Here is a 15,345-nt window from a genome sequence, read left to right on the forward strand (position 1 = left end):
TACGGCCTCCGTACGAGCTAGATCCGTACGACCCTGATCCGCACGACCCAGATCCGAGGGAGGCCGAGGATGACGGCGCCGGGGCGCAGGAGCAGCACCTTCACGCGACTGCTGCGGCACGGTTTCACCGATCCCTCGGCCGCCGAGCGGCTCCTGGAGAGCGCGGAGCTGGCGCCGATAAGGAACGACCCGGTCCTGCTGGAGGCGCTGGGCGCCACCGCCGACCCCGACCTGGCCCTTCAGGGTCTGGTACGGCTGCTGGAGGCGCAGCCCGAGGACACCCCCCGTCGCGAGCTGCTGGACACCCTGATCGCGGCGAAGCCCTTGCGCGACCGGCTGCTCGGCGTGCTCGGCGCCTCCGCCGCCCTGGGGGATCACCTCGCCCGGCACCCGCGCGACTGGCACGCCCTCGTGATGTACGAGCCCCGCGACCTCCACCCCGGGGTGGAGGAGTTCGAGCGCGGACTCGCCGAGGCCACCGACCCCGTCGCCCTGCGCGTCGCCTACCGCCGCTGCCTGCTGTCCATCGCCGCCCGTGACGTGTGCGGCACCACCGACCTCGCGCAGACCGCCGCCGAACTCGCCGACCTCGCGACCGCCACCCTCCGCGCCGCCCTCGCCATCGCGAGCACCGCCGCGCCCGACGACGCCGCGCTGTGCCGGCTCGCGGTGATCGCGATGGGCAAGTGCGGTGGCCACGAGCTGAATTACATCTCCGACGTCGACGTCATCTTCGTCGGCGAGGCCGTCGAGGGCGCCGACGAGGGCAAGGCGGTCCGCGCGGCCACCAAGCTCGCCGCGCACATGATGCGGATCTGTTCCGAGACCACCGTCGAGGGATCCATCTGGCCCGTCGACGCGAATCTGCGCCCCGAGGGCCGCAACGGCCCGCTGGTCCGCACCCTCGCCAGCCACCTCGCCTACTACCAACGCTGGGCCAAGACATGGGAGTTCCAGGCCCTGCTCAAGGCCCGCCCGGTGGCCGGCGACCTCGGGCTCGGCCAGGAGTACGTCGACGCGCTCGAACCCCTCGTGTGGAAGGTGGCCGAGCGCGAGAACTTCGTCACCGACGTGCAGAAGATGCGCCGCCGGGTCGTCGAGAACATCCCCGCCGCCGAGATCGACCGCGAACTGAAGCTCGCCCCCGGTGGCCTCCGGGACGTCGAATTCGCCGTCCAGCTCCTCCAGTTGGTGCACGGCCGCGCCGACACCTCGCTGCGCAGCGGCACCACGCTCGTCGCCCTCGATGCCCTCGCCGCGGGCGGCTACGTCGGCCGCGAGGACGCCGCCCGCCTCGACGACGCCTACCGCTTCCTGCGCACGATGGAACACCGCATCCAGCTCTACCGGTTGCGCCGCACCCACCTCGTCCCCGTCGAGGAGGCCGACCAGCGCCGCCTCGGCCGCTCGATGGGCCTGCGCACCGACCCGGTCGCCGAGTTGAACCGCGAGTGGAAGCGGCACGCCACCGTCGTGCGACGTCTGCACGAGAAGCTCTTCTACCGCCCGCTGCTCGACGCGGTCGCCCAACTCGCCCCCGGCGAGACCAGGTTGAGCCCCCAGGCGGCCCGCGAACGGCTGGTCGCCCTCGGCTACATCGACCCCGCGGCGGCCCTCCGCCACATCGAGGCCCTCGCCTCCGGCGTCACCCGCAAGGCCGCCATCCAACGCACCCTGCTGCCCGTCCTGTTGGGCTGGTTCGCGGACTCCGCCGACCCGGACGCGGGCCTCCTCAACTTCCGCAAGGTGTCCGACGCGCTCGGCAAGACCCCTTGGTACCTACGGCTGTTGAGGGACGAGGGCGCCGCAGCCGAGAACCTCGCCCGCGTCCTCTCGGCCGGCCGCCTCGCCCCCGACCTCCTCATGCGCGCCCCCGAAGCGGTCGCCCTCCTCGGCGACGGCGACGGCGGGAGCGGCCTCGAACCCCGCGAACGCGCCCACCTGGACCAGGAGATACTGGCCGCGGTCGGCCGCGCCGACGACGCCGTCCAGGCCGTCACCTTCGCCCGAGGAGTCCGCCGCCGCGAACTCTTCCGTACGGCCGCCTTCGACATCGTCGGCTCCTACGGCACCGAGACCCAGCCCGCCGAGGCCGACCAGGGCGCCCTCGTCGACCGGGTCGGCAGCGCCGTCTCCGACCTCACCGCCGCGACCCTCGCCGGCACCCTGCGCGCGGTCGTCCGCGCGGGCTGGGGCGACACCCTCCCCACCCGCTTCGCCGTCATCGGCATGGGCCGCTTCGGCGGCCACGAACTGGGCTACGGCTCCGACGCGGACGTCCTGTTCGTGCACGAACCCCGCGAGGGCGTGCCCGAGCGCGAGGCCTCCGACGCGGCGAACAAGGTCGTCTCCGAGATGCGCCGACTGCTTCAGGTCGCCAGCTCGGACCCGCCGCTGCTGATCGACGCGGACCTGCGTCCCGAGGGCAAGTCGGGGCCGCTCGTACGGTCGTTGAACTCCTACGAGGCGTACTACCGCCGGTGGTCCCTGGTCTGGGAGTCGCAGGCGTTGTTGCGGGCCGAACCTGTCGCCGGGGACGGGGAGTTGGGGCGGCGGTTCATCGAGCTGATCGATCCTCTGCGGTATCCGGCGGAGGGTCTGGGCGATGACGCCGTACGGGAGATCCGGCGGTTGAAGGCCCGGATGGAGTCCGAGCGGCTGCCTCGCGGGGCCGACCCGACTCTGCATACCAAGTTGGGGCGTGGGGGGCTGTCCGACGTCGAGTGGACCGTGCAGCTCATGCAGTTGCGGCACGGGTGGGCGGAGCCGGGGTTGCGTACGACGCGTACCCGGGCGGGGCTTGCCGCGGCTTGTGCGGCCGAGCTGATCTCCGTCGAGGACGCTTCGATACTGGACGAGGCTTGGGTGTTGGCCACCCGGGTTCGTAACGCGGTGATGTTGGTGCGCGGGCGGGCCGGGGACACGTTTCCGTCCGACCCGCGTGAACTGGCTGCCGTGGGGCGGTACTTGGGGTACGGGCCGGGGCATGTGGGGGACATGTTGGATGACTATCGGCGTACTACCCGTCGGGCGCGTGGTGTGGTGGACGTGTTGTTCTACGGCGCCTGAGAGGGTTGTTTTTTGGCTGACCGCCGGTGGGGGCTGGTCGCCCAGTTCCCCGCGCCCCTAAAAGCAAAAGCCTTCACAGGGCCGGGTCTTGTCAGGGCTACGCCCGCCAGGACCACTGCCATGCCTGCGATCACGCGTAGGCCTACTGTCTCGTCGAGCAGCACCGCGCCCAGCGTCACCGACACAACTGGCAGTAGATATCCGACCGTTGCGGCGCTCGTGGCGCCCTCGTCCGCTATCAGGCGGTAGTTGAGGTAAAAGGTCACGCCCGTGCCGAGGACGCCGAGGGCCGTCACCGCGAGCAGGGCCGTGAGGTCGGGGTGTACGGGGCCAGAAGCCGGTACGGCGAGCGTGGTCCAAGCTGTTGCCGCCATCAGCTGCGCCGCCGATGTCGCCAACGGGGCCTGGCCGGCGGTGAGTTTGCGGGCCATGTACGCGAAGGCCACGGCGTAGCTCGCGGCGGCGCCCAGGAGGGCCAGGGCGCCCCAGGTGAGGAGGCCCGAGCGGCGCCAGGGGGCGAAGATCAGGATCGTGCCCGCGAAGCCGAGCAGGAGTCCGGTCAGGCGGGTGCGGCCGAGGCCGCGGTCTGTGCCCAGTGCGACGCCGATCAGCAGGGACCACAAGGGAGTTGTGGCGTTCAGGACGCCCGCGATGCCGGAGTCGACGGTCTGCTCGCCGATGCTGAACATGGCGAAGGGGATGGCGTTGCAGAACAGGGCGGCCACCGCCAGACGGCCCCAGGTCGTGCGGTCGCGGGGCAGACGCTGACCGGCCGAGCGGGCAAGCGCAAGAAGTATCAGCGTGCCGAGGGCGCAGCGGGTGATCGTGATCTGGGCGGGGGAGAGGCCGTGGTTCAGGGCGAGCTTGATCCAGAGGAAGCCCGACCCCCACAGGAGGGCGAGCACGGCCATGCGGACTGTCGAGGCGGGCTGCATGGGTCCACGGTCGGGCAGCTGGACCGTGCAGGACAAGCGAACGATTCTACAGTGACTGTTAACCTCTCCTACATGCTTGATGTGCGACGCATGCAGGTACTACGAGCCGTGGTCGGGTGTGGGTCGGTGACCGGGGCGGCGGCCCAGCTCGGGTACACGCCCTCTGCCGTCAGCCAGCAGGTCGGGGCGCTGGAGAAGGAGGCCGGGACCGCGCTGCTGGAGCGGGTCGGGCGCGGGGTGCGGCCCACGGCGGCCGGGTTGCTGCTCACCGGGTACGCGGACGTGATCGGGCGGCAGGTCGCCGAGGCGGAGACGGCGCTGGCGGACCTGGTGGCCGGGCGCACGGGACGCCTCACGGTCCGCTATTTCGCCACCGCCGGCGCCGCCCTGGTCGCCCCCGCCGTGGCCCGGCTCCGTGCCGAACACCCCGGAGTCCAGCTGGAGTTGAAGCTCACCGACCCCGTGGATCCGTTGCCCGAGGTGAAGGAGGGGCGGGCGGATGTCGCGCTCGTGGTCGGGGCGTCCGGAGTGTCCGGGGGCTACGAGGGCGTACGGCTCGTGAAGCTGCTCGACGATCCGTATCTCGCCGTCCTGCCCAAGGGGCACCGGCTGGCGGCACGGCGGAGCGTGAAACTGGGGGAACTGGCCGAGGAGCCCTGGGTCGGCAGCGAGTGGCCGGGACCGTGTCTCGACGCCCAACTCGACGCGTGCGAGGCGGCGGGGTTCCGGCCGCGGTTCGCGGTCCAGAGCGAGGACTACATGACAGCTCAGGGTTTCGTCGCGGCGGGCCTCGGGGTGACCCTGATTCCCCGCCTGGGCCTCGGCAGCCGCCATCCCGACGTGGTCGTACGGGTCGTACGGGACCCGGAGCCCGTACGGACCATCCACGCGGCCGTCCGGGAGACGGCACCACCACAGCCGGCCCTACGGGCGTTCCTACGTGCGCTGCGGGACGCGGCAGCGCCCTAAAGGGGGTACGGGGCTGTGTCGATCTACGGCTCCGCCACAGCCGGTCCTGCGGGGCGCGGCAGCGCCCTAAAGGGGCGCGGGGCTGTGTCGATCTGCGGCTCCGCCGCGTGGGCGCGACCAGCCACGACGGCGCGGCAGTGGAACGACGGCAGTGCGGCCGTGATCGTACGGATCATCCACGCGGCCGTCCGGGAGACGGCACCGCCACAGCCGGCCCTGCGGGACGCGGCAGCGCCCTATAGGGGCGCGGGGCTGTGTCGATCTGCGGCTCCGCCGCGTGGGCGCGATCAGCCACGACGGCGCGGCACTGGAACGACCGCAGATTCCGGCCCCGCGGCGAAGCCGCATATCCACGCAGCGCACGCATCCCACGCATCCCACGCAGCCCATGCAGGCCACGCAGCCCGACGCACCCAGCGGAGCGCTCACGCCTTCGTGGGCAACCAGGCCCCGCCCGCCCCCCGCACCGCCACCGTCCTCGGCAAGGCATACGGAAACGCTCCGTACCAGAGCCGGGAGACCAGGAAGCCGAAGGTCAGGCAGAGCATGCCGCCCACCGCGTCGAGCCAGAAGTGGTTGGCCGTGGAGACGATGACCAGGAGGGTCAGGGCCGGGTAGAGGAGGCCCAGGATGCGGACCCAGGGGAGTTTCGCCAGGGTGAAGATCGTCAGGCCGCACCACAGGGACCAGCCGATGTGCATGGACGGCATCGCGGCGTACTGGTTCGACACGTGTTTCAGGTCGCCCGACGCCATCGAACCCCAGGTCTGGTGGACCATGACGGTGTCGACGAAGTGGCCGCCGTTCATGAGGCGCGGCGGGGCCAGCGGGAAGAAGTAGTAGCCGACCAGGGCCACGGCCGTCGTCGCGAAGAGGACGAGGCGGGTCGCCGCGTACCGGCCCGGATGGCTGCGGAACAGCCACACCAGGACACCCAGCGTCACCACGAAGTGCAGTGTGGCGTAGTAGTAGTTCATGCCGACGATCAGCCAAGTCACCGAGTTCACGGCGTGGTTGACCGACTGCTCGACGGCGATGCCGAGATGGTGCTCGACGCGCCAGATCCAGTCGGCGTTCCGCAGCGCCTCGGTCTTCTGCTCCGGGACCGCGTTGCGGATCTGTGAGTACGTCCAGTAACTCACCGCGATCAGCAGGATCTCGAACCACAGCCGGGGCCGGCGCGGAGTCCGCAACCGGCGCAACCGCCGCAGAAAACCCTGCCCCGCGGCGTCCGCGACGGGGCTCGGAACGGCTTCTTCACGGCCTTCCAATGTCGTCACGGTGGTCTCACCCATAGACACGAAGTCTGCCAGAAAAGGCTTCCGCGACCGATCATCCCTTGGTCGGGTCCGGCTCGCATGTTCTACGACGAGAAGAGGCCTCGGACTACTACCAGCGCACTGGACGCAGCCGCGTTTCCTCCCCCTTAGGGACGATTCGGGGAGGAGTCAGGGACGGTTCCGGTCCCCGGGCGCCGAAGCCGTGGACCCGCGCACCACCAGTTCCGGCATGAACACGAACTCGCTGTGCGGGGCAGGCGTCCCGCCGATCTCCTCCAACAGCGTCCGCACGGCCGCCTGTCCCATCGCCGGCACCGGCTTGCGGATCGTCGTCAGCGGTGGATCGGTGAACGCGATCAGGGGGGAGTCGTCGAAACCGACCACGGAGACGTCCTTGGGGACATCGAGACCCCGCTGCCGCGCCGCCCGGATCGCACCGAGCGCCATCATGTCGCTCGCGCACACCACCGCCGTACAGTCGCGGTCGATCAGCGCGGCGGCCGCGGCCTGCCCGCCCTCCAGCGTGTACAGCGAGTGCTGCACGAGCCGGGTCTCCACGTCCTCGGCGGTCAGGGCCAGTTGGTCCTGCATCGTGCGGACGAAGCCCTCGATCTTGCGTTGTACGGGTACGAACCGCTTGGGGCCCAGCGCCAGCCCGATGCGGGTGTGCCCGAGCGAGACGAGGTGGGTGACGGCGAGGGTCATCGCCGCGCGGTCGTCGGGGGAGATGAACGGCGCCTGCACCTTCGGCGAGAACCCGTCCACGAGCACGAACGGCACGCCCTGCGCCCGGAGTTGCTCGTAGCGCTGCATGTCGGCGGAGGTGTCCGCGTGCAGTCCGGAGACGAAGATGATGCCCGCGACGCCGCGGTCGACGAGCATCTCGGTCAGCTCGTCCTCCGTGGAGCCGCCCGGGGTCTGGGTGGCGAGCACCGGTGTGTAGCCCTGCCGGGTCAGCGCCTGGCCGATGACCTGCGCCAGGGCGGGGAATATCGGGTTCTCCAACTCCGGTGTTATCAGGCCCACCAGGCCCTCGCTGCGCTGCCGCAGCCGTACCGGACGTTCGTAGCCGAGCACGTCGAGCGCGGCGAGGACGGACTGACGGGTGGTGGCGGCGACGCCAGGCTTGCCGTTGAGGACGCGGCTGACGGTCGCTTCGCTCACCCCCGCCTGGGCGGCGATGTCGGCAAGCCGTGTGGTCACGGGAGTGGACTGTACCGGCCGTCGGCGCGCTGCGGGTTGCTGCGTCATCGCGATCCCTCGTGTTCTGGTCGGCTGCTGGTCGACGTACGGCATGCGGCAAGAGCTTGCAGAGTCTTGCACAAGTGTCCCCCTGCCCGCTCAGCCGCACCAGTGCTGGGTTTCGCGGGGGTCGAGGAGAGGTCACGGACGAGTAACTCTCGGGCCGTCTTGCAGTTTTTTGCAGCAAGGACTTTCGCCGGGCTTGCATCGCTGTTACGTTCGGCGACGCCCGGCGGACGCAACGGCGCAGTCGGCAAGTCGACAGGGCGGCGGACGGGACCGCTGCCCTGCACCTCACGGGCTTTCACCCTCAAGGAGAACTCATGCGGCGTGGCATAGCGGCCACCGCGCTGGTGGCGTCCATCGCCCTCGCGGCGACGGCCTGCGGCGGCAGTGACAGTGGCAGCGGCAAGTCCGACGGGCCGGTCACCATCACCTGGTGGGACACCTCGAACGCCACCAATGAGGCACCCACGTACAAGGCCTTGGTCGCCAAGTTCGAGGCGGCCAACAAGAACGTCAAGGTCAAGTACGTCAACGTGCCCTTCGACCAGGCGCAGAACAAGTTCGACACCGCCGCCGGCTCCAAGGGCGCCCCGGACGTGCTGCGTTCGGAGGTCGGCTGGACCCCCGCCTTCGCGAAGAAGGGCTACTTCCTGCCGCTGGACGGCACCGAAGCCCTCGCGGACCAGGCCAAGTTCAAGTCGAACCTGATCACGCAGGCCCAGTACGACGGCAAGACGTACGGCGTGCCGCTGGTCACCGACACCCTCGCGCTCGTCTACAACAAGGCCCTCTTCAAGCAGGCCGGCATCACCCAGGCGCCCACCACCTGGGACGAGTTGAAGACCGACGCGGCGACGATCAAGGCCAAGGCGAAGGTCGACGGCTACTGGGGCTCCACCCAGGCCTACTACGCGCAGACCTTCCTCTACGGCGAGGGCACCGACACCGTCGACGCCTCCGCGAAGAAGATCACCGTGGACTCCGCCGCCGCGAAGAAGGCCTACGGCACCTGGCTGAGCCTCTTCTCCGGCACCGGCCTGCACAAGGCAGACACCACCGCGGACGCCTACGCCCACATCCAGGACGCGTTCGTCAACGGCAAGGTCGCCGCGATCATCCAGGGCCCCTGGGAGATCACGAACTTCTACAAGGGCTCGGCCTTCAAGGACAAGTCCAACCTCGGCATCGCCACGATCCCGGCCGGCTCCACCGGCAAGTCCGGCGCCCCGACCGGCGGTCACAACCTCTCGGTCTACGCCGGCTCGGACTCCGCGCACCAGAAGGCGGCCCTGAAGTTCGTCAACTTCATGACCTCCGCGGCCTCCCAGTCGACGATCGCGCTGAAGAACTCGACGCTGCCGACCCGCGACGACGCCTACACCGCCGCCGTCAAGTCCGACCCGGGCATCGCCGGCTACCAGAGCGTGCTCGGCGCCGCCCAGCCGCGCCCGGCGCTCGCCGAATACAGCTCCCTGTGGGGCCCGTTGGACACCGAACTGCCCAAGGTCGCCGGTGGCAAGGAGTCCCTCGACAAGGGCCTGAGCAACGCCGAGCTGGCGATCGCCAAGCTGGTCCCGGACTTCAGCAAGTAGCCCCGCACGGCCGTCGGATCCGCCGGATCAGGAACTGGGGGGACGGATCCGACGGCCATCGGCACGCGCCGCCGTAGCCCGCGAACTTGCCGTAGCCCTCGAACTCGCCGTACCCGCTTGAACTTCCAGAAGGTCCTCCAGAAGGTGTCGAACGAACCATGACAGTCGCCATCGACCGCGCGACCGGCAAGCGCCACGGTGACCGCGCCCCCCGACCCGGCCCCGGCAGCCGCCTCAAGTACGCCTACCAGAAGCACTGGTACGCGTACGCGATGATCATCCCCGTGGTCGTCGTGCTCGGCGTCCTCGTGCTCTACCCGCTGGTGTACGGCCTCTACTTGACGCTCACCGACGCCGACAGCCTCAACACCGCGCGCACGATCGGCGTCAACCACATCGACGCCACCTACAAGTTCATCGGGCTCGACAACTACAAGGACATCCTGTTCGGCCCGACGTCGTACGACCGCTTCTGGTCGCACTTCATCTGGACGATCGTCTGGACCGGGCTCTGCGTAGCCCTCCACTACACGGTGGGCCTCTCCCTGGCGCTCCTGCTCAACCAGAAGCTGCGCGCCCGCACCCTGTACCGCCTGATCCTGATCCTGCCGTGGGCCGTCCCCACCTTCGTCACGGTCTTCGGCTGGCGCTTCATGCTCGCCGACGGCGGCATCATCAACTCCGCGCTGCACAGCCTGCATCTGCCCCAACCCGACTGGCTGGAGAGCACGTTCTGGCAGCGGTTCGCCGCGATCATGGTCAACACCTGGTGCGGTGTGCCGTTCATGATGGTCTCGCTGCTCGGCGGCCTCCAGTCCATCGACGCCTCGCTCTACGAGGCCGCCGAGATGGACGGCGCGAGCCCCTGGCAGCGCTTCCGCTACGTCACTCTCCCGGGCCTGAGGTCGGTCAGTTCCACCGTCGTCCTGCTCGGTGTGATCTGGACCTTCAACCAATTCGCCGTGATCTTCCTGCTGTTCGGCAACACCGCGCCCGACGCCCAGATCCTGGTCACCTGGTCGTACTTCCTCGGCTTCGGCCAACAGCCGCGCGAATTCGCCCAGTCGGCCGCCTACGGCATCCTGCTGCTGGCCATCCTGATCGTCTTCACCTCCTTCTACCGCCGCTGGCTGAACCGCAATGACCAACAGCTCGCGATCTGAGGCAGGAGTCCCCATGAGCACCACGACACCCGAACGGACCCGCCGCCGGGGCGAGTTGAGCCGCGCCGGCACTCTCGGCTCGCACGGCATCCTGATCGTCGCGAGCCTGATCGCGCTGTTCCCGATCGCCTGGCTGGTCTTCCTCTCCCTCGGCCCGGACTCGGACGACTATCTCCACCCGGCCGGCATCTGGAAGAAGATGACGTTCGACAACTACTCGTTCGTCCTCCAACACACCGGATTCTTCGACTGGTTGAAGAGCTCGCTGATCGTCTCGCTCGGCACCACGGTCATCGGCGTGACCATCGCCGCGAGCACCGGCTACGCGGTTTCGCGCATGCGCTTCCCCGGCTACCGGAAGTTCATGTGGGTGCTGCTGGTCACCCAGATGTTCCCGATAGCGGTACTCATCGTGCCGATGTACCAGATTCTGGCCGACCTACAGCTCATCGACAGCTACCTTGGTCTCATCCTCGTCTACTGCTCGACCGCCGTGCCCTACTGCGCCTGGCTGCTCAAGGGCTACTTCGACACGATCCCGTTCGAGATCGACGAGGCCGGACGCGTCGACGGGCTGAACCCCTTCGGCACGTTCCTGCGACTGATCCTGCCGCTCGCCAAGCCGGGCCTGGCGGTCGCCGCGTTCTACAGCTTCCTCACGGCCTTCGGCGAGGTCGCGTTCGCCTCGACGTTCATGCTGTCCGACACGAAGTACACGTTCGCGGTCGGGTTGCAGACGTTCGTGAGCGAGCACGACGCGCAACGCAACCTGATGGCTGCGACGGCGGTGTTGATCGCGATACCGGTCGCCGCGTTCTTCTACCTAGTGCAGAAGAACCTGGTCACCGGGCTTACCGCGGGTGGCACGAAGGGCTAGAAAATCCGGTTTCGTTGTTGTCCGCGGGTGCGTGGGGGCTGGTCGCGCAGTTCCCCGCGCCCCTTTTGGGGGGCACTGCCCCCCAAGCCCCCCTGATACCCGGGGCGGCCGTGGTGGTCATCCGACCCCGCTATCACCGCGGTCGCCTCGTCACCAACTCCCCATGACCGAAAACCAGTTACGCATCAAGGACGCCATGAGCCAGCAGCAGTCCGCCGCACCGGCCCCCGCCACCGTCACCATCAACCGTCACCGCGACTGGTGGCGGGACGCGGTGATCTACCAGGTCTACCCCCGCAGCTTCGCCGACAGCAACGGCGACGGCATGGGCGACCTGGAGGGCGTCCGCGCCCGGCTTCCGTATCTGCGGGACCTCGGGATCGACGCCGTCTGGCTCAGCCCGTTCTACGCCTCCCCGCAGGCGGACGCCGGCTACGACGTCGCCGACTACCGTGCCGTGGACCCGATGTTCGGGAACCTGCTCGACGCCGACGCGCTGATCCGGGACGCCCACGGGCTCGGCCTGCGCATCATCGTCGACCTCGTCCCGAACCACTCCTCGGACCAACACGAGTGGTTCAAGCGGGCGTTGAGGGAAGGCCCCGGTTCGCCGCTGCGGGAGCGCTACCACTTCCGCCCCGGCAAGGGCGAGCACGGCGAACTCCCGCCCAACGACTGGGAGTCCATCTTCGGCGGCCCGGCCTGGACCCGGGTCACCGAACCCGACGGCTCGGCGGGGGAGTGGTACCTGCACCTCTTCGCCCCCGAGCAGCCCGACTTCAACTGGGAACACCCGGCGGTGGGCGACGAGTTCCGCTCGATCCTCCGCTTCTGGCTGGACATCGGAGTCGACGGCTTCCGCATCGACGTGGCCCACGGTCTCGTGAAGGCGGAGGGGCTGCCCGACCTCGGCTCGCACGAGCAACTCAAGCTGCTGGGCAACGATGTCATGCCGTTCTTCGACCAGGACGGCGTGCACGACGTCTACCGCCAGTGGCGCACGGTCCTCGACGAGTACGCGGGAAATATGTTGGGGCCCGAAGGGCCTTCCTTGGAAGGGCGGGGGCGGGAGACGGGCGGGCGCATCTTCGTGGCCGAGGCGTGGACCCCGACCGTCGAGCGGACGGCGAACTACGTCCGCCCGGACGAACTCCACCAGGCCTTCAACTTCCAGTACCTGTCGACGGATTGGGACGCGGCGGAACTCCGTACGGTCATCGACCGCACCCTGGAGGCCATGCGCCCGGTAGGCGCCCCCGCCACCTGGGTCCTCTCCAACCACGACGTCACCCGGCACGCCACCCGCTTCGCCAACCCGCCCGGCCTCGGCACCCAGATCCGCCTGGCGGGCGACCGGGAACTGGGCCTGCGCCGAGCCCGCGCGGCATCGCTCCTGATGCTGGCGCTGCCCGGCTCGGCGTACGTCTACCAGGGCGAGGAACTCGGCCTGCCCGACGTCGTCGACCTCCCGGACGAAGTCCGCCAGGACCCCGCGTACTTCAGGGGCGCGGGCCAGGACGGCTTCCGGGACGGGTGCCGGGTGCCGATCCCGTGGACGCGTGACGGATCGTCGTACGGCTTCGGAGACGGCGGGAGTTGGCTTCCGCAGCCGGACGGCTGGGGCGAGTTGAGCATCGAGGCGCAGACCGGGACGGCCGGTTCGACGCTGGAGCTGTACCGGGCCGCGCTCGCCGCCCGCCGCACCCAGCCCGACCTCGGCGCGGGTGACTCGGTGGACTGGCTGCGGGCGCCCGAGGGTGTACTCGCCTTCCGGCGTGGGGAGTTCGTGTGTGTCGCGAACACGAGCGGGGAGTCGGTGACGACATCGGCGTACGGTCGTCTCCTGCTGGCGAGCGGTGAGGTGACCGAGGTGGCAGGCGAGGCGAAGCTGCCGGCCGACACGACGGTCTGGTGGACCACCACTCCGTAACCACCACTCTGTAGCCCATAGCTCCGCAACTTCCGCTCCGCCACGGGAAGTTCTTGCAGCAACTTCACACGGCCCGCTGCCCTTTTGGGCGGCGGGCCTCTAACATCTGGGCGACTGCAAGGTTTCCACGGTGTTTCAGCAAGAACTGTCAAGAACCTTCAACGGAGAAGGAACCCCGCATGGTCAACAGCAGATCACTTGCAGGAGCTTGCGCCCTCGCCGCCGCGACGGCCCTCCTGGTGCCCGGCACCGCACACGCCTCCCCGCCCGGCACCAAGGACGTCACCGCCGTCCTCTTCGAGTGGAACTTCGCCTCGGTCGCCAAGGAGTGCACCAACACCCTCGGCCCCGCCGGTTACGGCTACGTCCAGGTATCCCCGCCCGCCGAGCACATACAGGGCTCGCAGTGGTGGACGTCGTACCAGCCGGTGAGTTACAAGATCGCGGGCCGGCTCGGCGACGCCACGGCCTTCCAGAACATGATCAACACGTGTCACGCGGCGGGCGTGAAGGTCGTCGTCGACACGGTCATCAACCACATGTCGGCGGGCAGCGGCACCGGCACCGGCGGTTCGTCGTACACGAAGTACAACTACCCCGGCCTGTACTCCTCGTACGACATGGACGACTGCACGTCGACGGTCAGCGACTACACCAACCGCGCCAACGTCCAGAACTGCGAACTCGTCGGCCTGGCCGACCTGGACACCGGCGAGGAGTACGTCCGCGCCACCATCGCCGGCTACATGAACACCCTCCTCGGCTACGGCGCCGACGGCTTCCGCATCGACGCGGCCAAGCACATCCCGGCGACCGACCTCGCGAACATCAAGTCCCGCCTGAGCAACCCCTCCGCGTACTGGAAGCAGGAGGTCATCTACGGTGCCGGCGAGGCCGTCCAGCCCACCGAGTACACCGGCAACGGCGACGTCCAGGAGTTCCGCTACGCCTACGACCTCAAGCGCGTCTTCAACAACGAGAACCTCGCCTACCTGAAGAACTACGGCGAGGGCTGGGGCTACCTGAGCAGCTCGGTCGCGGGAGTCTTCGTCGACAACCACGACACAGAGCGCAACGGCAGCACGTTGAACTACAAGGACGGCGCCAACTACACCCTGGCCAACGTCTTCATGCTCGCCTACCCCTACGGCGCCCCCGACATCAACTCCGGCTACGAGTGGACGGACGCGGACGCCGGCCCGCCCAACGGCGGCTCGGTGACGGCCTGTTGGCAGGACGGCTGGAAGTGCCAGCACGCCTGGCCGGAGATCAAGTCCATGGTCGCCTTCCGCAACGCGACGAGCGGCCAGTCCCTCACCAACTGGTGGGACGACGGCAACGACGCGATCGCGTTCGGCCGCGGCAGCAAGGGCTACGTCGCCATCAACCACGAGACGTCGTCGCTGACGCAGACGTACCAGACGTCTCTCGCCGCGGGCACGTACTGCAACGTCCAGAACAACACGTCGGTGACCGTGAACTCCAGCGGGCAGTTCACGGCGACGCTGGGTTCGAACACGGCGTTGGCGATCTACTCGGGCAAGTCGAGCTGCTGATCCCGGTGTTGGACGGCGGCGGCGCGAGGGGGCACGTCGCCGCCGTCCGGCCCGTGGGGGATCAGGAGTTGACGGTGATGTGCTTCGCCAGCGCGGTGACCGAGAGGTCGCCGTGGTCGACCCACTGGGGGAGGGCCAGGGTCTTGTGCTGGGTGGAGGCGGGCGGGGTGATCTCCAGGTAGCCGGCGTGGACCGCGCCCGACGTGCCGGTGTTGGCGTGGGTCCAGGCGACGACGGCCTCGGCGCTCTCGCCGTCCTTGAGGGTGAGGGTCTTCTTGCCGGGGTTGTGCGCGTACCAGGTGTTGCCCCAGGTGGTGTGGGTCGTGAGCTTCTTGTGGGCGGAGCTCTCCAGGCCCAGGCCGGGGTAACCGCGCAGCGCACAGGTCTTGCCGCTGAGGTTGCGCAGCCTGATGACGATGCCCGCGTGGTTCATGCCACCGCCGAGCTGCTGGCCGTAGGTCGCCTTGAGCGCGGCGGCGGAGCAGGTCGGGGTCGCCTTCGCGGTCGCCGTACCACTGGAGGTCGCGGCGTTCGCGGTACCCGCCCAGGCCGCGAGCCCCAGACCGACGACGGCGCCCAGGCCGATCATCGTGCGCCCGAAGCGTCGGTCCGCGCGGTGGCGGTGCTTGGCGGTGCCGGGCTGGTCGGTGGTGTTCAGGTGCTCGTTCACGGTGATGGTCCCCACTCCTGCTTCGCGGGCCGTGGTCTGCGGCCCGCACCGTCGTT

At 69.2% G+C, this 15,345-nt stretch carries 11 protein-coding genes; 7 read left to right on the forward strand and 4 right to left on the reverse strand.

What is annotated here, in order from left to right; genetic code table 11:
* Nucleotides 1–69: 69 nt before the first annotated feature.
* Nucleotides 70–3,069 (forward strand): bifunctional [glutamine synthetase] adenylyltransferase/[glutamine synthetase]-adenylyl-L-tyrosine phosphorylase, encoded by a 3,000-nt coding sequence (locus tag OG194_RS33950; protein ID WP_327404583.1) that lies wholly within the window; start codon nucleotides 70–72, stop codon nucleotides 3,067–3,069.
* Here OG194_RS33950 and OG194_RS33955 read toward each other — a convergent pair.
* Nucleotides 3,057–4,004, reverse strand: coding sequence for a DMT family transporter (locus tag OG194_RS33955; RefSeq protein WP_327404584.1), 948 nt, complete (start codon nucleotides 4,002–4,004; stop codon nucleotides 3,057–3,059). The two genes, OG194_RS33950 and OG194_RS33955, sit on opposite strands and share 13 nt — an antisense overlap.
* Nucleotides 4,005–4,076: 72 nt before the next feature.
* Between OG194_RS33955 and OG194_RS33960 the strand changes: the two genes are divergently transcribed.
* Nucleotides 4,077–4,973 (forward strand): LysR family transcriptional regulator, encoded by an 897-nt coding sequence (locus OG194_RS33960; protein ID WP_327404585.1) that lies wholly within the window; start codon nucleotides 4,077–4,079, stop codon nucleotides 4,971–4,973.
* Nucleotides 4,974–5,398: 425 nt separating this feature from the next.
* Here the strand turns inward: OG194_RS33960 and OG194_RS33965 are convergent, their stop codons facing one another.
* The gene (locus tag OG194_RS33965) at nucleotides 5,399–6,268 is read right to left on the reverse strand and encodes a phosphatase PAP2 family protein (protein WP_327404586.1); all 870 of its coding nucleotides are present in this window, start codon (nucleotides 6,266–6,268) and stop codon (nucleotides 5,399–5,401) included.
* 153 nt (nucleotides 6,269–6,421) lie between these two features.
* Nucleotides 6,422–7,456 (reverse strand): LacI family DNA-binding transcriptional regulator, encoded by a 1,035-nt coding sequence (locus OG194_RS33970; RefSeq protein WP_318015932.1) that lies wholly within the window; start codon nucleotides 7,454–7,456, stop codon nucleotides 6,422–6,424.
* 362 nt (nucleotides 7,457–7,818) lie between these two features.
* On the opposite strand from OG194_RS33970, the gene OG194_RS33975 reads away from it, so the two are divergent.
* The 5 genes from OG194_RS33975 to OG194_RS33995 all read left to right on the forward strand — a co-directional run bounded on the left by OG194_RS33975 (nucleotide 7,819) and on the right by OG194_RS33995 (nucleotide 14,619).
* The gene (locus tag OG194_RS33975) at nucleotides 7,819–9,093 is read left to right on the forward strand and encodes an extracellular solute-binding protein (protein ID WP_327404587.1); all 1,275 of its coding nucleotides are present in this window, start codon (nucleotides 7,819–7,821) and stop codon (nucleotides 9,091–9,093) included.
* A gap of 158 nt (nucleotides 9,094–9,251) precedes the next feature.
* A complete protein-coding gene (locus OG194_RS33980; protein ID WP_327404588.1) occupies nucleotides 9,252–10,256 on the forward strand; it encodes a carbohydrate ABC transporter permease in 1,005 nt (334 codons plus the stop codon).
* Between the two features lie 13 nt (nucleotides 10,257–10,269).
* A complete protein-coding gene (locus tag OG194_RS33985; protein ID WP_327404589.1) occupies nucleotides 10,270–11,133 on the forward strand; it encodes a sugar ABC transporter permease in 864 nt (287 codons plus the stop codon).
* 196 nt (nucleotides 11,134–11,329) lie between these two features.
* Complete coding sequence (locus OG194_RS33990; RefSeq protein WP_327407307.1) at nucleotides 11,330–13,063, forward strand: glycoside hydrolase family 13 protein; 1,734 nt, start codon at nucleotides 11,330–11,332, stop codon at nucleotides 13,061–13,063.
* A gap of 179 nt (nucleotides 13,064–13,242) precedes the next feature.
* Nucleotides 13,243–14,619, forward strand: coding sequence for an alpha-amylase (locus OG194_RS33995; RefSeq protein WP_327404590.1), 1,377 nt, complete (start codon nucleotides 13,243–13,245; stop codon nucleotides 14,617–14,619).
* A 61-nt stretch (nucleotides 14,620–14,680) separates the two neighbouring features.
* Here OG194_RS33995 and OG194_RS34000 read toward each other — a convergent pair whose 3' ends face one another.
* A complete protein-coding gene (locus tag OG194_RS34000; RefSeq protein ID WP_327404591.1) occupies nucleotides 14,681–15,289 on the reverse strand; it encodes a DUF4232 domain-containing protein in 609 nt (202 codons plus the stop codon).
* Between the last annotated feature and the right edge of the window lie 56 nt (nucleotides 15,290–15,345).

The organism is Streptomyces sp. NBC_01288 (genome assembly GCF_035982055.1).
Lineage (GTDB): Bacteria > Actinomycetota > Actinomycetes > Streptomycetales > Streptomycetaceae > Streptomyces.